Genomic DNA, 17,319 nt, shown 5'->3' with positions numbered 1-17,319 from the left:
AGTCGGGTTTGTACGACTTGTTAAAAGTATAGTGGAAATCTCTATATCTGATCAAAACAATCAGGAAATTGATGCCAGAACTACGCGGCGATCAACACCCCTCCTAATAGATGAACAAAATTTAGATTTAAATATTGTTTCTGCTTTATTTCGATATAAATCTATTATTCTGCTTATATCAATATCTAATGCTACCGCTGACGCAATAATAGAGCCTGTGGATGTCCCTGCTATCAAATCGAATGTTTCATATAAAGGAGCATTCAACTCTTTTTGAAGGTGTTTTAAAAACATTGCCTGAAAGATACCTCTGACTCCTCCACCATTCAGGCTTAAGATATTAAAAGGTTTTTCACTCATTTGTTTGCCCTCTGAGTATTTTAAACTTTGTGTTATACGGGAAATACCCTAAACACACTATAGTTGCAGTTCAGATATAATTGATTGGGAAAATTAAAGCCCATCACTATTCAATAAGTTCCTCCCTGAAATCTTTTTTCCATTTTACTGCCAATAAGTTTCAATTTTTACATTATTCGAAAACATAATGCCGAGTTGAGCTGCGACTGATAAGGATGTCCGCTCGAACTCGTTGTTCTATGTGCCTGCGGCGGGCGAGAAACTCAACTCAACTCGGCATTCAATGCGCCGCAGGCGCATTGAACACTATAAATAACCGGTGAAATCCGGTTCATTTTTTTGTTGAAAAATTTTCAAAGGCAGGCGTTCCCACTATAAAATTGCCTGTAGATAGGATGCCCAGGTTCCGTTAACACGTGGTTTAACGCGAACTTGGCTATACGAATTTTTTCTGTATCATTTGTCTGTAATCCATAACAATATTCAAGAGCACATTTCCAGAGACCAACAACAGCAATATTTTTTTCCCAGGAACTATTCCAATCTTGATAGCAGCTGGAAAGAATTGGATAAATAGAATCACCCCAGTAAATCCATAACCATAAAAAGTCTAACCAAGGCATGGCCCATGCAAGATCTTTCCAATCTATTACGCCTATCTGAGAGTCATTCTGTAATATATGAGCAGGGCGTAAATCGTTGTGTATGCATACTTTTACTGGTTCTGATGTTTTAATATTAATATTCATCACTCTGTCTAATAAATAATTCTCAGCTGATGATAAATGATCACTAATTACTTTTTGAGCTTCGATTGCTTCTTGGTGAAATACCTTTAAGTCAACAGAGTTACTAAGGTTAATATCATTTTTTTTGCTGATTTTATGGAATTCGCTACAGAATTTAACAACCTCAATAATTGCTTTCAAAGAAGTTGAATCGTGAACTGATATAGCGTTACCTTTAATGAAAGTGTAACTAACCAGAAGTCCGCCTGCTAGATTACATTCCATTACTAAATTATACATAGGAACATCAACGCCAAATCGTCCTTGTAACAATTTTAGGAACTTTATCTCCTCACGGATTCTTACTGCAACATTCTTTCGCTTAGCAATTTGGACTATTTGAGTTTCATTCAATAAATAGACAAAACTGTCCCAACCTGAATTAAATATGCGAAGTTGCTTAACTGGGACGCCGTTTGCCTCAAGAGTCTCTTTGACATCGTCCACAGTAACATTTGACACCGCATCCCATAAATTCTTACTTAGAGGGATCATTTTTTGAATACTCATCAATAGTTTCCAATGCTGCCTTACCTGGCTTGCTTGTCCTAATCCAAATCTTTAAGTAAGGCAACAATCGCTTTGAGAAAGATTTTTTCGGTGGACGAGGACAAATCATTGCGTTTTGTTGCATCCAATGACCTATAAACGCATCCTCCCAGCCTTCTCGACTGGGATTCATACCAGTTTCTAAACAACGTGCAAAATATTCTCTACGGATCGGATCTGGTATATTTGTGAGTTTCTTTTTTGTTTCTTTTTTTGTAGCATCGATAAAAATAGCTTCAGCAGGAAACCCACTTTCCATATACGAAGCTCCATGAATTGCAGGCAGTGAGTCTAAATACACAATGGTCGGCCAATCTATATCATCTTTATCTTCAGGAAACATAAATGCATACATATAACGAAGGTAGTCTAAAAACAGCCAGATATATGCGCTCCTTTTTCCTTCAACAATACAAATTTCTCGCTTTTTTTCTCCATTTTTTTGTATACAAGCCAATAATGGGAAACCCGTTTTTACCCAAAATGAATCTATAAAATCAGTATCGGAATGCGCAGACTGATGCAAAGCATATAATGAGGCAAAGAAAATATAAGGAGAAATGACTTTTTCTCCATAAGGGAATGACTTATATATAGAAGCAAGCTTTTGGGGTACAAAAAGCAGGCCGGGAATACTCAAGTCTCTATATTTATAGAGGTAATAGAAGTTCTCATAGTTTGGAGCGAGTTCCCTGTAAGCTTTTTTTATCGGCTCCATTAATGCAGGGGTTCGGCTAACAATCCGGTTATATGTATCTTTTAATTTTTCGGTTTTAATTTCTGCAACATATTCTGATATGCAGCTTGGTTCTATTTTTATAATATTTTCGGCTGTGGGATCATTAACAAAACGGCTTACAACATCTTTTGTTTTTTCTAAGTAAAGTTCCTGAACCGCATCCCAGTTGCCCGTACCTTTTTGAAAATCACAAATTATTGGTTTTATTTTTTTGTTGTTATGAAGAAGATCCTTCATTTTCTTAGCCATTAATGAATGACCTAAATGATACCGCAATCTTTTGCTGTTTTCTTGGTATGGGTTCTCTAACGACCAAAACGACCAGAATTCATCATAACTATCATATTCAACAGAATCAAATAAAGGAATTTTGCCCTCTTTTTCAATCGTATTAATGATGCAAACGTCACTTATCATAACTACTCCTTTAAATGGTTGTTTGTTGAGCGAACCGATCTGCTAACCGCAAAAAATCGTTAGTTACCTTTATTTGGACGGAGCCCTTGGGTGAGACGACATAAGAGCCCGGGGAGAAACCTAAGTAATACATTACACGTCTAAAAATCTTTTTACCTAATTCTACGTTGAGGATTCTATAAAGTTCGGAAAGAGCCTCAGTAAAAAGAATTTCAAAACGCCATCTGTTACCCTCCGATAATTTAGTATATGGCGATAGCTCTACCAGCAGTCGTGAAATGGAATCGGGTTTCTTAATAATATGATCTACGTCAAAAAAACCAGTACCATCATGTTCATATACATGAGTTCTCTGGATAAGGGACAGAAGAATACGTGCAATACTAGATTCTTCACGCCCAGGAAAACGGCGAACTGTATCCACACAAGGATCAAAATGTCCATTTTTATATTGTCCGCGAAGAACAGATATCCGTTGACCAATGTCCATGTCTTCAAAAACGGACACATCTTCAGAGTAGCCACCAATCAAACTATAAACTTCTGCTGAGAAAAAAACATTGGATCCTGCTGTAACTACACGATTCCAATAGAAATTTCCGATTTCAATATGTGGTGGTCGAAAAAAGTGCGATGACAAAAACAACTCTGTGAACTGCCAGCTACGGCGTTCAAGCAAAACAAGATGATTCTGCTTTAAGGCTCTAATACTACGCTCTTGAACACCTCTAATCGCATCAATCGAAAGTTCTTTGTCCATTTTTTTTAAAGCCATTCGCATTCGGCCTGACTGTATCCGTTCTATATCAGCATCTTCAGAAAGTAAAAATATTGGATGGTTTGGACAGCTATCATAAACTCTAAAAATAGCTAAATCTGCTAAAATCTTTCGAGCCTTCGCTATTGGGTACTTTTCTTTATTTACCCAGCTCCACTGTAGCGTGTGGATTGGGAATGTCGGCTTGTTTTTTTTTATCCACTCACATACAGCCTTAGCTGTTGGCCCCACTTCATTATTGTACCCATTTTCAAGTATAATTAGCTCAAATGCTTCTTTCATTTTTGAGGATGCCACGTCATAAGCAATTGCGCTTAAACAGTCTTGTATCCGATACTCTTCATTTCGAGCGGGGATTAAACCAATTACCCTAACTGAAGATCTAATTGAAGGAAGTTGATCTTTATAATGTTTAATGGCCTTGAACCAGGAGCTAGACCAAGTATCAATATATTTTTGTATGCTGCTATGCTGACGGCGTGGACACCTATTTGTGGTTTGCGGAATATGGGTCCCGTTAAACATAGCCAAATAGAGCTCTAATGATTTAGGTCCGTCCATCCTATTGCCTGTAGTGCAAGTTTTTTTGCTATTGAATTTGTTGGTGCCACAATTATTTCACCCATAAACGGAGCGTTTACTATTTGCAGAACTTCTCTTGCTGTTATCTGCGAAGAATAGATTTGAGATAGGAGCCTTTTATCCCATATTTCCCTGAAGGGATCAACATATGGAGTCAAAGAGATCGCGGCAAGTGACTCAATATATTGAATCCTTTCTTGAATCTTACTAATTGATGTACGCAACCAGTAAGGAACATCAAGATAAAATGCTATCGAACTATTTTCCTTGATCAGTGAGAGTCCCGCCAAGCAAGCTAAATTATGATCAATATGCCCTCCAACTCCTAGAGGCAAAAGTAGCAATCCCTTAATGTGTTCAGCCATACCCTGGCGTAAGGAAGATAAGTGAACTCTATCTAAATCATTTAGGGGTCTTTCTGCCAGAAGAGCATCCATATTTCTTTCATTTAAACGAATCGGTCCGTCAGGCTCATCTAAGTTTATAAATCGAATTTTTTTTTTTGGGGTATGATTTCTGAAGGCTGCATCTTCTTTGCAGCGTTTTTTCATAACTCCTGCTCTATTAACGCCTTTATAAAAAGGGCTGTATTCAGACACGGTATAACAATTAACTATATTTATGGAGCTTTCCTTGCGGTGAAAGATAAAACTCCCAAGTGATAGGGCCGCATCATCTTGATGTGGAGATACAATTGTAATTGTTAACTTAGTCATGTTAGATGCTCACGGAATAAAGACTTTTGAATTCCTTCATCTGTCTTAGAAAGTTTAATAATGGGATTTTGATGCACTATCTCAGAATAGACCTCTATATCATAATCTGATAATTCTTGCCCGATTGAGAATTTCCCAACTTTATTTGTAGTCCATCTGCAACTTCGACAAATGAACTTTTGAGGTGGTGATTCAATACCAAATATCCACTTTCGATATTGTTGGGCTGTTTTGCCTTCCAATATTTTCTTGAGAGCTTTGCTAAAAATATTTCCAAACACGTTGGTCTTGAAATAATCTTGGGCACATAAAAATACATTTCCATCAACAGACACATTGATAAAACGCGCTGCCAATGGGCACCCATTTAATAGCTTTTTTGAATACCTTTGAGAATTAAAATAGTTTGGAATATCAAGAATACCTGCACGGTCATCCGTCTCCCACTGTTGGACCAGTGCATTAGGAAATAATTTTTGAATTGACTCCACAACGCTCTGTTTCGGATTGTTTACAACAATTTTTACAGGTAAAGATGCGGTCGCTTCATAAACTCTTGATAATACAGTTGAAAACTGATTTGATTGAGTAACTCGCTCATAGGTAGTCGCACTACATTCCGGGAAGTTTACTACAATATCTATTGCTCCTAAAAATTTCGAGAGAGAGAGAATCACTTCATTTGAAAGACCACTTCCGTTCGTAAAAAGAGTAACCCTCATCCCACTTTTAACAGCAACGGCTACCATTTCAATTAGATTCGGATGAAGGGTTGGCTCTGAGTAGTGATTTAATGACACATTTTTAATACCACAGGAGACAGCCTCGGAGATGATATGCACAAAATTATCTATCGACATAAATCTTGCTGACTGCTCATTGAAAATATTCGGACAGAAGCAACATCTGTGATTACAATTGGTATTGATTTCTATTTCTATACCGTAATAATTGCTTTCTCGGAAAAATCTGTTGTTGTTAAAAGTATCACTCCCCCGTAAATGATTCGAACAATTGCTATTTATATTTTCGACGATAGCTTTATCGACTAAGTAGACATTATTCCATACAATATTTAATAGTAGCAAAGCTTCTACGTCTTTGATTTCGGAAAGTAAAGCTGGATCTTTGCTTATACAACGTATAGGTAGTTTTAGAAGATAGGGAGAATATATAAAATCAAAAGTTTTCATGATAATAATTCATCAAGATGGTGATCAACTTTTATAAAACATTCTGCAATCTGTTCAATAAAAAATTGATCAGGTGGGCATCGCAAAATTGTATTTAGACAAAATGATGTGTCGCAGTGAGTTTGGCTAACAGGAAACTTATGATTATTTTGCTCTATTAACTCAGCAGCGTGTGAGCAAGTCCATGGGCACCCTTTACCGTAGGCATTCTTTGCGCGAAACACTGTCATTTCAGGTAAAATATATCGTTGCCATACAGCGATATGCCCTTCAAGTCCCTCTGCTTCTATTGCCGTAACGAAAAGATCGCGAAGTCTCTTTATGTCATTCGAAATGATATCTTTGTTAAGGCGTAATACGTACGCGCTAAAAGTGCAGAAATTATCTGGTAACTGAAACGGAAGCGTTATGGATGAACACTCGTGTAAATAATCAGACAACATTTTTGCATTGATTCGTTGCCATTGGATATACTTGTCAGCTTTCTTGAGCTGGCCTCTACCAAATGCTGCAGTAAGATCATTTGAGCGATACATCCATCCAAGAGCGTATGCATGATTATCTCGATCCTGTGTTGGGTCTCTCTTTTCACCAAAACTCCAAAAGCGCTTTGCCGTTTCATACATCTGTTTTTCATTCGTGACAAACATCCCTGCGTCACCCGCGCAAATTGTTTTGTTTTGGTTAAAACTGAATGCAGCACAATGACCCCAATTCCCAACCCGGATATCATGAACATGTGCCCCGTGTGATTGGCAAGCGTCCTCTATTAGATACAGGTTATATTTTCGTGCAAATTGTTGGATTTTCTCAATATGAGCTGGGGTCCCATGAAGATGTGCCACGATAATAGCTCTTGTGTTATTTGACACCGCTTTATTTAGCAGCATTGGATCTATACCACATGAGTTCCATTCGATGTCAACAAAGACAGGGATACAATTGTGGTGGAGTACAACAGTAGCTGTTGATGACCAGGAATATGCCGGGACAAGCACTTCATCGCCACAACCACAACCCGTTGCGGCTAAACACATGTGCAAGGCTGCAGTTCCTGAATTCGTATTTATGGCATATTTGTTCTTATTCCATTCGGAAAATTCATTTTCAAAGCATTCGCAATTGATCCCGTAAGAATGATTGTCACCATATAATGAACGTAAAACTAGTTCTTCATCCGCTTTATCAACTATGGGCCATTTAAGCTTCGGAGGAACTTTAAAAACAGGCGAACCACCATGTGTAGCCAAAAGACTCATTTCAGATCCCATATGAGATTTCGATTTTGGAGAATATCCATTACCTTCGCTGAGCCGGAAACATCTACAGTACAATAAGCCTCTAAGGGGGATATTTTGCTCTTGTTATCTAATAAAAGTTTAAGTGACTTTCGAAATTTAGCACGATCTGATGCATTCGCTGAAAATGCTTCCCCCATTTCCTTAGCGAATCGGACTCCGTCGGCTTCTTCAATCCCAGCAGATAATTCATAAAATGAATCAAATATGTCCCCACGAATTTCTGAAAGCTTTGGGAATATTTTCCGGTAATGTTTTATTTGTAAGTGCTGACTATAATTTAAGGGCAGAATGAATACTGATGGAACCTGTGCCATTAGGCTTTCATAAACGATGGACATCCCTGGAACACTCAAAAGGATTTCACAGTTTGCTAGCTCAGATTGAAATACTTTATTGGGTCGGCTACCTATATTGACATAGGATGTATTTGGCAACTTTTTCTGAAGCTTCTTGGCTATATCGTTGCTTGTCCGGATATCCACTGAAATTAAACTTTTGCTTTCTTCGACGACTTTAATTATTTCTTCACACATTGCTAAGGCTAATAAGAAATTTGCACCAAGTGGGGATAGCATCCCCCCTAAATTTACAAGAATTTTTTCATGCTTCACTTTTTCCTTTTCACGTGTACATGTAAATTCAGCAATTTGTGGAATCATAAATAAAGATTCTCTATAGGACCGAGATACAATTTCTGAAACACCAGGAAATTCTAAAGCCAAATAGAGTTCACATTTTTCGATAATATTGGGAATTGCTGTCCACATCCACAAGAGTGGGTCTATAAAAACAAGTGGTGTTTTCGAAAATTTGTTTTTACATATCTCAGCAAAATCAAAATCACAAATTGTAATTATTAAATCTGCAGAGGAAAGCACGTCCAGATGGCTTTCAATATTTTCCATTTCGATTACTTGGAAAAATATACCATGCTCAGCATTGAGCAACTCTAAAGAGGGCGTTTTACCTATAGCTGTAATTGAGCAATTGTATCGTTTTTTTAAAAGTCTGCCTACTGCAATCGCAATCGAAGTGGGGCCGTAGCAAAAAGGAACGCTTTGAATAACAATCTCCATCATCAATTTCTCCAACTTAACTCGTCTAACATTTTATACGCTGTTTCTAGAATAGCCTCTAACGTTATCTGTTTACTATGAATCCAGGGTTTCTGTTGTAGCAATCCTTGTGTAAGGAGGGAGTGATTATGAGTGTCGGCCATAAATACTGCTGTTGGTTTTAGCTTAGTAGCTGCATAGCCTAATTCGATGAAAGTACCATCAGTACGCAGTGGCATTCCTGTCTCAAAACACATAGGGAAAATGAACAGGAGAATGTGTGCTTTGTCTATCCAATTTAAGTCTCTTTGAGCTATCTCAGTTGGAGTGTAAATAATATTTCCAAAGTCCTCTTCTATATGCGCAGATTTAACGTGTGCATGCTTGGATAATTCTGAGAATACCTCAAAAAAAATATTTTTATATTGATTATTCGGTGATCCTTTCTTGGCCAAATGTGTTATTGGACCACCGAGGAACATAATAGGTTTGCCTTCATGAAGAGACATAATTCAATAATCCATTCTATTTCATATTTCAGTTAAATTAGTTTTATAATTTTCAATTAAACGATTAAGGTTATTATTTCTCATTGTGGAGGAAAATATAATTTACAAATCATTGCATACGCTTTTTTATGAGCTGAGACCTAATACATAGATGTGAGAAATCTGTTCGTCCCCTATAGGACTTTTAACTCTTTCGATTAAACAAGTCACCTTTACAAGAGGCTTCAGCATTGAATAGATATAGTTTACATTATCTTGAGACCCAGAAATTGAAAAACTATAATCTCCCTTTGGTATAATCTGGCCTGTTGATACTCTCATTTTTCCGATATTTCTAAATTTATTAAAATCAAAAATTTCACAGCTTAGGTCCTGTGGTTTGTCATCAGGTACTTTAGGAAAATCAAACAATTGGTAGTCTTCCAATTTCAAAAACATTTCAGGATTATCTTGACTACCTGCCGAGATTGATTCAATTTTTCCTTCTTCAAGCATATGCGCTAAATCTTGATATTTGGGTAAGGATTTTTCTGCTATTTGTATAACTGGACCATGGAAATGATTATGTGTGTCTCCTGTTAGTACAGAAACATTATGGCTATCAATAATTTCTATCTTTGAACCTTCTTCTTTTTTTTGGTTTTCGCAAATTAATTTTAAGAAGTTGAATGATTCTTTTGTGAAATCCCAAATATTTTGAGGGCCCAACACTCCAACCATCGGAAGGGCTAATTGAACACCACCAAGATATATTTCAAAATTTGTAAGAAACGATCCTCTTTTGAATTCCTTAGCACGTAAATAATATATTTCACGATCTTTTTGTGAAAGCCGATGTGACTCTGTTGCAACGAGGTAGGTCTTGTCAATAATCGCCTGAAAATTCTCCCAAGCTTTAATAACCAAGTGGATTGGAATACCTTCTTCAAAAATCGGGCCTTCAAGTTTAAATTCGAACGTTTCCATATTCCCACCTCTATCTCATATCGGCACTACAGGTGCCGAAAAAATAAGTGAAGTACAACAAGGTGTTAAGCAGTTTTTTTTCCGGGTAACACCACAGATATCCCTTTTGTCGAGTAACACTCAATTTGTTAATTGTCAAAAGGTTTTGACAATTGGATTTTGATAGTGTTATGATTTTTTCTAACACTATAACACTCAAATTCGGGTGTTATACGACAAAAGGATAACAACAAATGTTGCAAATTGAGCCTCAAGTTATTCAAAAATACAAAATGGTATTGATCAACAACCATATCCCTGAATCCGATGCACATCTTTATTTAAAATGGCTCAGATATTATTTGGATTTTTGTCAAAAGTATAAATATGAAAAAAATAACCGTGCGAGATTGCCTCTGTTTGTTGAAAAACTCAAATCAAAAGGGCAGAATTTGGATCAACAAAATCAGGCCGGTCATGCCATAAAACTGTTTTTTAGCAGTTCGTATTCTGAAAAAGAAAACACGATAAGCCAAAACCCTGGGCATAATAATTATGTGCAGGGCAAAGTAATGGAAACACAACAACAATATCCGATTAAAAAATCAATCCCTGATTTTACCAAGGCCCAAAAGAATATGAATACCTGCCAGCAAAAATGGCACAACAAGCTGACGGCTCTTTCTGGTGAAATTCAAATGCGCCATTATTCTCCTAAAACATTAAAATCCTATAGGGCATGGGTTGTTAAATTTCAACTCTATTTAAAGTATAAAAATCCAGATCTCCTTGATATTGAGGATGTAAAAAAGTTTTTAACTTATCAGGCGGTTACGCTTAATATCTCTGCCTCTTCACAGAATCAGGGGTTTAATGCATTATTGTTTTTTTACCGCCATATCCTTGGAAAAGAATTTGGCAAAATAGATGGTATTGTCCGCGCCAAAAAACGGCCATATATCCCGGTGGTATTATCTCAAAATGAAGTTTATCGGGTATTCGAGCATTTAAAATACCCGTTTGATCTTGCCATAAAATTAATGTATGGATGCGGGCTTCGGTTATTTGAGTGCTTGAATTTAAGGGTCAAGGATTTTAATTTTGATGCTGGTGTATTAACGATCCTGGGCAAAGGGAAAAAGTATCGAACTGTTCCGATTCCGAAAAGTATCAAACCAGATTTAGAAGATCATATGAGAAAAGTATATAATTTAAATCAAATTGATATCGCAGATGGTTATGATGGTGCGTTTATGTTTGATCGGATTGATAAAAAATACAAAAATGCAGCAAAAGAATTTATATGGCAATGGTTTTTTCCGTCAAAGGTAATAACCCTGACTGAGGATTCAAATGAAAAAAGACGGTACCATCTACATGAGACCCATCTTCAAAGGGCATTAAAAAAGGCCGTTGGCAAAGCCAGATTAACAAAGAGGGCAACATCCCATACCTTTCGGCACAGTTATGCCAGTCATTTGCTAGAAGCCAATTATGATATTAGAACCATTCAAGAACTATTGGGACACAGTGATATACGAACCACCATGATTTATACCCACACAATAAAATCGAAAACAATCAAAGAAGCAGAAAGCCCCCTTGATTTTAAGTTATAGCTCCGCTCTTTCCATTACATGGATCGCGGTGAGAGAAAAATTACACTATAGCCTTATAAGGAAAATTCATAAAAAGCAATTGGGGAAACCCTTAATTTTTAAAAATTTAAAATTTTTCTTAGCGTTTGAATGGGGACGTTTCAATGATACCTTAACAGGGTATGGCTTATGGGCTGGCTGTTTGGGGGATTATCCCCCCTGGATGCCATAGGAACGCATCCAAGGGGTTTTTTTATGACATTAGGATTTCAGTTCTTCAATACTGCCAAAGAAATCAAGGGCTTCAGGATTCTTTAACGCATCCTTGTTTTTTACTTCTTTTCCTTCGATCATTTTTTTGACTGCCAGCTCTACTTTTTTCATGTTAAGGGTATAAGGGACATCCGGGCATTCAATGATTTTCGCCGGCACATGCCGTGGAGAGGCATTAGCCCTGATGTCCGCCCGGATCTTGTTTTGAAGTTCATCTGTCAGCGCAAACCCTTGGGCCAGTTTAACGAACAGGATGACCCGGACATCATTGTTCCAGGATTGCCCCACAACAACCGAGTCTTCCAGTTCGTCCATGGCATCCAGTCGGCGGTAGATTTCCGCTGTGCCGATCCTGACGCCGCCGGGGTTGAGGGTGGTATCGGATCGGCCGAACATGATGACGCCCCCGTTTTCCGTGACCATGATAAAATCGCCATGGGTCCAGATTCCCGGGTACCCATCAAAATAGGCAGAATGGTATTTGGAACCGTCTTCATCCCCCCAGAAGAAAATGGGCATGGAAGGGAAGGGGGCTGTACAGACCAGTTCTGCCTGTTGGCCCACCACAGGGGTTCCGGCGTCATCATAGGCATACACTTTCATGCCAAGGCCCCGGCACTGGAGTTCCCCCGTGTAAACCGGGCCGATGGGGTTGCCCAGAGCAAAGCAGCCATTGAGGTCTGACCCGCCGGATATGGAGGCCAGCTGGAGATCTGCTTTGACTTCAGAGTAGATAAATTCAAAGTTTTCATCGGATAATGGGGAACCCGTGGACAGTACCGATTTCAGGGCAGACAGGTCAAATTGTTTGCCCGGCTTGACCCCGGCAGCTTTCAAGGCTTCAATATAACCGGCACTGGTGCCGAAGATGGTTACTCGTTCATCCTGGGCCATTTTCCATAAGGCATCGGGTCCGGGGTGGAAGGGGTTGCCGTCATACAGGACCAGGGTTGCGCCCACACTCAAAGAGGTGGTCAGCCAGTTCCACATCATCCAGCCGCAGGTGGTGAAATAGAAAATGGTGTCCTCGGCTTTCAGGTCCGTGTGCAGTACCAGTTCTTTTTTCTGGTGCAGCAGAACGCCGCCCACACTCTGTACCATGCATTTGGGCAGACCGGTGGTGCCTGAAGAATACATGATATACAGGGGATCATCAAAATCCATCTGTTCGAATTCAATCCGGGTGGCCGTGGGATCTTTAAAGTCCTTGAACGGGACGGCATTGGGCAAAGAACTGATATCCGGTTCTTCAGACACATAGGGAATCACAATGATTTTTTCAATGGAGGGGATCTCTTTGACAATGCCGGCGATTCTTTCAATGCTGTCCATGGGTTTGCCCTTGAAAAAATAACCGTCAGCTGTAAACAATACTTTGGGCCGGGTCTGGCCGAATCTGTCCAGCACCCCCTTGATCCCGAAGTCCGGTGAGCAGGAAGACCAGATGGCCCCCAGGCTTGTGGCGGCCAGCATGGCAATAATGCTTTCCGGCATATTGGGAACAAACCCCACCACCCGGTCGCCTTTTTGGATGCCCATCTTTTTTAAAGATGCCGCTGTTTTTGCCACCTCATCATACAACTGGTTATAGGTCAGGGTCCGTCGAACCGAATCCTCCCCCCGGAAGATGATGGCCAGGTCGTCATTCTGGAATCGTAACAGGTTCTCGGCAAAATTTAATCGGGCGTTGACGAAAAATTTTGCTCCCGGCATTTTACTGGGATCATCAATGGCTTTGTCATAGGATCGGGAGGCCTTGATATCAATAAAATCCCAGGTGATGGCCCAGAAATCCTCAAGCTTGTCCACCGACCATTCCCACAGGGGGCCGTATGTTTTAAAGTCTTTGTTGAATTTTTCATTCACCAGACCCATGAAACGATACATGTTCGTGGTTTTGATTCTTTCTTCTGATGGTTGCCATAAGAGTTTTGACATGCGTATTCCCTCCTTATTTATACCGAACAGCAAGTATGGTGGCGGTTTTTGGTTTTGCCATGATAAAATGGAAGGTTTTGGACAGGTCAATGGTGCGGTTTTTGCCTGTCCAAAACGATTCGTATCAGCTGTTATACTCTTTTGCTGCTGTATACCCCATTTCAAAGGCGTTGAGATTCATGTCCAGAAAAGAGGCTTTTGTTCTTCTTTTAATGGCTTCCAACATGGCTTCCTTTGTAAATCCAAGACCACCGGATTGCACCAGGGCACCTAAAAGAACAATGTTCACACTCATGGGGCTTCCCGCCTCTTTGGCCAGTTTCATGGCGTCAATGGCCACAAGGCTGGCGCATTTTTCTTTGAGCAGGTCTTTGACGGTTTCAACTGCCGGGTAAACGCCTTTGCCGATGGAGACCGTAAAGGGCGGCAGGGTTGCCGTATTGGTGATAACCCGGGTCTTTTTACTGCATCGGTTTATGGCCCTCAATGTTTCAGAGGGTTCAAATCCAAGGAGGATATCGGCCTCCCCGTCTGAAATGATGGAACTTGTGGCATCTCCAAAAACGATGGCTGACTCAACAACACCCCCCCGTTGAGCCATTCCATGTATTTCACTCATCCTGACCGGCACATCTGAAATCAGTGCTGCCTCACCCAGGACCTTGGATGCCAGCAGATTGCCCTGGCCTCCCACAGCGACGATGATTAATCGAGTTGTTTCCATGGCTTATTGTTATCCTTTTCTTAACGGTTATTTTTTTAAAGGCGTGATTGCATTTTCCGGGCATATCTGGGCGCAAAGCGCACACCCGGCACAGGTATCCGCATCAATTTTCACTTTGTCGTCTTCAATATAGAAAGACGGGCAGGCAATGGTGTTGATACAGTCCCTGTGATCCTTGCACTTGTCCGTTACCTTGAACACTCTTTTTGTCAGCAGCTTCAAGCTTTTGGCATACAACATACACGGTTCCTGGGAGATGATAACGGAAACCCCCTGGAATGCCAGGGCTTCCTTGATGGTTTCAATGCTCTTTTTGACCTTGAACGGTTTGATGACGGACACATGTTCCACCCCCAGGGCCTTGACCACTTGTTCGATATTCACCCGGCCGTATCCTTTCAGGCCGAATCGTTCCATGTCCACACCCGGATGGGGCTGGTGTCCGGTCATGGCCGTGATGTCATTTTCAAGGATGACCAGGGTAAAATTATGGTGGTTAAATACGGCATTGACCAGACCTGTCATGCCGGAATGGAAAAATGTGGAATCCCCGATAAAAGAGATCACTTTCTGGTCTGTGGCTTTGGAAAAGCCACAGGAGGTGCTCACCGAAGACCCCATGCAGATGACAAAGTCCCCCGTACTTAACGGCGGCATAAACCCCAGGGTATAACAGCCGATATCATTGGGGCAGATAATATCCATGCCCTTGGCGGCCTGCTGTACCTCATAGAAGGTGGCCCTGTGGGAACAACCGGAACACAGGTTTGGCGGCCGCATGGGGAGTTCCGGGATATTATCGGTGGACAGTTTTTCAGTCGGGGTATAGGCAATCCCAAAATAGGCGGCCATTTTTTCCCGGACCATGGCAGGATCATATTCATAGAGACGGGAGAACAGCGTGTCGGATTTGCCATTGATGGGGATCATGATCCCTGCTTCCTGGGCAAAGGCTTTGACCGCTTCTTCCATGAAGGCTTCCCCCTCTTCAATGACCAAAACTTTATCACAGCCCGCAAGAAACGCCTTGATCTGCTGCTCCGGCAGGGGATTTGAGAACCCCACGCTCAAGAGTTTTGCCTGGTCTTCAATGCCCAGGTCTTTGATGGCATCCTGGGCATAGGGGTAACTGACACCATTGGCAATGATCCCGAACTTCCCTGATCCCTGGATCCGGTTGAAATCGGATGTTTCAGAAATGGTTTTAGCGGCTGCCATTTTTTCCAAAACCTTGACATGCAGTTGCCGGGAAACGGCCGGAACCGTGACGCACCGGGAGGGTTCCCGGATGAATTTTCCCTTGGTTTTCCTGGGGGTGATATCCCCAAAGGTGACATAGGCATTGGAATGATTGATCCGGGTGGTGGTTCTTAACAGTACCGGCTGGAGCAGTCGTTCGGAAAGTTCAAAGGCATATTTGGCCATTTCTTTGGCTTCGGCTACCGTTGACGGTTCCAGCATGGGCAGGTTGCCGAATTTGGCATAATACCGGTTGTCCTGCTCATTCTGGCTGGAAAACATGGCTGGATCATCCGCCGTGAGGATCACCATGCCGGCAGTGACACCCACATAGGCCAGTGTCATCAGGGGATCCGCTGCCACATTCAAGCCCACATGTTTCATCATGCAAAAGGTGCGAAGTCCTGAATTGGCTGCTGCTGCAGCCACTTCCAGGGCCACTTTCTCGTTGGTGCTGTATTCAAAATAGAGATCTGATTCCTGGGACATCTGAAAAAGGTTCAGGGAAATTTCAGAAGAAGGGGTGCCGGGATATGTGGTTGAAAATGCCACACCCCCTTCAATAGCCCCTCTTGCAATGGCTTCATTTCCCAGAAGCATGATTTTTTCACCGGGTTGATCGTTCAATAATTTATGCATCTGTTCTCCTTATATTAAGAAAGGTGAGTGATAACGCGTTCTGTGTTTTTAAAATTAATCAAATCAATAAATTTTTGTCAAGCATTAATTTTTATTTTATAAGGAAAATTCCGAAAATTTCATAACTATCGAAACCTTATATCCTATTATTAGCTTATTTTGTAAGTCTTTTTTATGCGTTTACCTTATTTTTAAATTGGCTGCCTTGGCCTGAAGGATTTCAAGTCAGATGGGGTTAGCGGTATTTAAACCCCAGTGTATACACCTGGCCCGACTGTTGAAGGATCACTTGGTCTTTTTCGATTCTTTGAATCTGATACTCTTCAACAGATTCTCCTTCTCCAAGAACCCTGTTGTTAATAACAACCACCCGTTCTGAGGGTGTCTCGGCCCAGGAAAGTGCCTGGAGTTTGAGTATGCCCTGTGCCAGGGGGAGGATATCCGGCGGGGCAGGGGATGCGTCCATATGGTCCGGGGGGGCATCTGGCACGGATCGGGGTTGGGGGGGGGACGGCGGTGAGGCTGTTGGAGACGGTCTTTTTTTAATTTCGGGCAATTCCGGGGGCTTTTTAATTGTTTTTTGGTGCCGGGTGTCCGGCGCTGTCAGGTCAGGCGCTGGCAGGGCAGGCACCGGCAGGTCAGGCAATACCGTTGGGGGGGGCTGGACCGTCAGTGGGTGATCCTTTAAGGCAGCAGGTGCCGTCATAGAGGATGGATTCGCTGGTGCCAGGGAAGGGCGGTGGGATTGAAAGACCTTTCCCCTGAAGAACAGGCCATAGGCGCCCATCGTTATCACAAGGGCCAGGCACAAGGGGATCACCAGTTGTCTGGCCCTTATGGGTAACCTGCTTTTCTGACGCTGCAGTTTTGAATTCAGCGTTGTCCGGATATTTAATTTTACTGAAGACCGGTTGGTGTCGCCCGGGTCTGGGCAGTCTTGCTCCGCTCGTTTTAAGGCCTTTAAAATGGTGCTCAT

At 41.1% G+C, this 17,319-nt stretch carries 15 protein-coding genes; 1 reads left to right on the top strand and 14 read right to left on the bottom strand.

Annotated elements, in window-relative coordinates; genetic code table 11:
- Positions 1–60: 60 nt before the first annotated feature.
- From Q1Q15_RS15205 to Q1Q15_RS15160, 10 genes are all read right to left on the bottom strand, one after another.
- A complete protein-coding gene (locus Q1Q15_RS15205) occupies positions 61–360 on the bottom strand; it encodes a patatin-like phospholipase family protein (protein WP_300461652.1) in 300 nt (99 codons plus the stop codon).
- A 353-nt stretch (positions 361–713) separates the two neighbouring features.
- Complete coding sequence (locus Q1Q15_RS15200) at positions 714–1,658, bottom strand: aminoglycoside phosphotransferase family protein (protein ID WP_300461649.1); 945 nt, start codon at positions 1,656–1,658, stop codon at positions 714–716.
- Entirely contained in the window at positions 1,627–2,853 is a 1,227-nt protein-coding gene (locus tag Q1Q15_RS15195) for a hypothetical protein (RefSeq protein WP_300461647.1), read from the bottom strand. The genes Q1Q15_RS15200 and Q1Q15_RS15195 overlap by 32 nt, the downstream gene beginning before the upstream one ends.
- A gap of 10 nt (positions 2,854–2,863) precedes the next feature.
- On the bottom strand, positions 2,864–4,192 hold the full coding sequence (locus Q1Q15_RS15190; RefSeq protein ID WP_300461644.1) for a hypothetical protein: 1,329 nt from the start codon (positions 4,190–4,192) through the stop codon (positions 2,864–2,866).
- A complete protein-coding gene (locus Q1Q15_RS15185; RefSeq protein ID WP_300461642.1) occupies positions 4,171–4,929 on the bottom strand; it encodes a hypothetical protein in 759 nt (252 codons plus the stop codon). Before Q1Q15_RS15185 ends, Q1Q15_RS15190 begins: the two co-directional genes overlap by 22 nt.
- Entirely contained in the window at positions 4,926–6,122 is a 1,197-nt protein-coding gene (locus tag Q1Q15_RS15180) for a radical SAM/SPASM domain-containing protein (protein WP_300461641.1), read from the bottom strand. The genes Q1Q15_RS15185 and Q1Q15_RS15180 overlap by 4 nt, the downstream gene beginning before the upstream one ends.
- A complete protein-coding gene (locus Q1Q15_RS15175; protein ID WP_300461639.1) occupies positions 6,119–7,381 on the bottom strand; it encodes a DegT/DnrJ/EryC1/StrS family aminotransferase in 1,263 nt (420 codons plus the stop codon). Before Q1Q15_RS15175 ends, Q1Q15_RS15180 begins: the two co-directional genes overlap by 4 nt.
- The gene (locus Q1Q15_RS15170; RefSeq protein WP_300461636.1) at positions 7,378–8,502 is read right to left on the bottom strand and encodes an ELM1/GtrOC1 family putative glycosyltransferase; all 1,125 of its coding nucleotides are present in this window, start codon (positions 8,500–8,502) and stop codon (positions 7,378–7,380) included. Before Q1Q15_RS15170 ends, Q1Q15_RS15175 begins: the two co-directional genes overlap by 4 nt.
- Positions 8,502–8,987 (bottom strand): nucleoside 2-deoxyribosyltransferase, encoded by a 486-nt coding sequence (locus tag Q1Q15_RS15165; RefSeq protein WP_300461633.1) that lies wholly within the window; start codon positions 8,985–8,987, stop codon positions 8,502–8,504. The genes Q1Q15_RS15170 and Q1Q15_RS15165 overlap by 1 nt, the downstream gene beginning before the upstream one ends.
- A 126-nt stretch (positions 8,988–9,113) precedes the next feature.
- The gene (locus Q1Q15_RS15160; RefSeq protein WP_300461630.1) at positions 9,114–9,953 is read right to left on the bottom strand and encodes a fructose 1,6-bisphosphatase; all 840 of its coding nucleotides are present in this window, start codon (positions 9,951–9,953) and stop codon (positions 9,114–9,116) included.
- A gap of 551 nt (positions 9,954–10,504) precedes the next feature.
- Between Q1Q15_RS15160 and Q1Q15_RS15155 the strand changes: the two genes are divergently transcribed.
- Positions 10,505–11,551 carry an integron integrase gene (locus Q1Q15_RS15155; protein ID WP_300461627.1) on the top strand — a complete coding sequence of 349 codons (1,047 nt, stop codon included), beginning with the start codon at positions 10,505–10,507 and terminating at the stop codon, positions 11,549–11,551.
- A 240-nt stretch (positions 11,552–11,791) separates the two neighbouring features.
- Here the strand turns inward: Q1Q15_RS15155 and Q1Q15_RS15150 are convergent, their stop codons facing one another.
- From Q1Q15_RS15150 to Q1Q15_RS15135, 4 genes are all read right to left on the bottom strand, one after another.
- Positions 11,792–13,741 carry an acetoacetate--CoA ligase gene (locus Q1Q15_RS15150; protein WP_300461624.1) on the bottom strand — a complete coding sequence of 650 codons (1,950 nt, stop codon included), beginning with the start codon at positions 13,739–13,741 and terminating at the stop codon, positions 11,792–11,794.
- 124 nt (positions 13,742–13,865) lie between these two features.
- On the bottom strand, positions 13,866–14,465 hold the full coding sequence (locus Q1Q15_RS15145) for an indolepyruvate oxidoreductase subunit beta (RefSeq protein ID WP_300461622.1): 600 nt from the start codon (positions 14,463–14,465) through the stop codon (positions 13,866–13,868).
- Between the two features lie 27 nt (positions 14,466–14,492).
- Positions 14,493–16,343 carry an indolepyruvate ferredoxin oxidoreductase subunit alpha gene (gene iorA, locus Q1Q15_RS15140; protein WP_300461619.1) on the bottom strand — a complete coding sequence of 617 codons (1,851 nt, stop codon included), beginning with the start codon at positions 16,341–16,343 and terminating at the stop codon, positions 14,493–14,495.
- A 235-nt stretch (positions 16,344–16,578) separates the two neighbouring features.
- A complete protein-coding gene (locus Q1Q15_RS15135) occupies positions 16,579–17,319 on the bottom strand; it encodes a general secretion pathway protein GspB (protein WP_300461616.1) in 741 nt (246 codons plus the stop codon).

The organism is Desulfobacula sp. (assembly GCF_030145145.1).
Lineage (GTDB): Bacteria > Desulfobacterota > Desulfobacteria > Desulfobacterales > Desulfobacteraceae > Desulfobacula.
The sequence above is the reverse complement of the archived record's forward strand: the minus strand, read 5'-3'. Positions and strand labels throughout refer to the sequence as shown.

What these genes read in the sequence shown, in the direction of transcription:
- Q1Q15_RS15205 (WP_300461652.1), bottom strand. Translation starts at nt 360, where the DNA reads ATGAGTGAAAAACCTTTTAATATCTTAAGCCTGAATGGTGGAGGAGTC.
- Q1Q15_RS15200 (WP_300461649.1), bottom strand. Translation starts at nt 1,658, where the DNA reads ATGAGTATTCAAAAAATGATCCCTCTAAGTAAGAATTTATGGGATGCG.
- Q1Q15_RS15195 (WP_300461647.1), bottom strand. Translation starts at nt 2,853, where the DNA reads ATGATAAGTGACGTTTGCATCATTAATACGATTGAAAAAGAGGGCAAA.
- Q1Q15_RS15190 (WP_300461644.1), bottom strand. Translation starts at nt 4,192, where the DNA reads ATGGACGGACCTAAATCATTAGAGCTCTATTTGGCTATGTTTAACGGG.
- Q1Q15_RS15185 (WP_300461642.1), bottom strand. Translation starts at nt 4,929, where the DNA reads ATGACTAAGTTAACAATTACAATTGTATCTCCACATCAAGATGATGCG.
- Q1Q15_RS15180 (WP_300461641.1), bottom strand. Translation starts at nt 6,122, where the DNA reads ATGAAAACTTTTGATTTTATATATTCTCCCTATCTTCTAAAACTACCT.
- Q1Q15_RS15175 (WP_300461639.1), bottom strand. Translation starts at nt 7,381, where the DNA reads ATGAGTCTTTTGGCTACACATGGTGGTTCGCCTGTTTTTAAAGTTCCT.
- Q1Q15_RS15170 (WP_300461636.1), bottom strand. Translation starts at nt 8,502, where the DNA reads ATGATGGAGATTGTTATTCAAAGCGTTCCTTTTTGCTACGGCCCCACT.
- Q1Q15_RS15165 (WP_300461633.1), bottom strand. Translation starts at nt 8,987, where the DNA reads ATGTCTCTTCATGAAGGCAAACCTATTATGTTCCTCGGTGGTCCAATA.
- Q1Q15_RS15160 (WP_300461630.1), bottom strand. Translation starts at nt 9,953, where the DNA reads ATGGAAACGTTCGAATTTAAACTTGAAGGCCCGATTTTTGAAGAAGGT.
- Q1Q15_RS15155 (WP_300461627.1), top strand. Translation starts at nt 10,505, where the DNA reads ATGGAAACACAACAACAATATCCGATTAAAAAATCAATCCCTGATTTT.
- Q1Q15_RS15150 (WP_300461624.1), bottom strand. Translation starts at nt 13,741, where the DNA reads ATGTCAAAACTCTTATGGCAACCATCAGAAGAAAGAATCAAAACCACG.
- Q1Q15_RS15145 (WP_300461622.1), bottom strand. Translation starts at nt 14,465, where the DNA reads ATGGAAACAACTCGATTAATCATCGTCGCTGTGGGAGGCCAGGGCAAT.
- iorA (WP_300461619.1), bottom strand. Translation starts at nt 16,343, where the DNA reads ATGCATAAATTATTGAACGATCAACCCGGTGAAAAAATCATGCTTCTG.
- Q1Q15_RS15135 (WP_300461616.1), bottom strand. Translation starts at nt 17,319, where the DNA reads ATGAGCACCATTTTAAAGGCCTTAAAACGAGCGGAGCAAGACTGCCCA.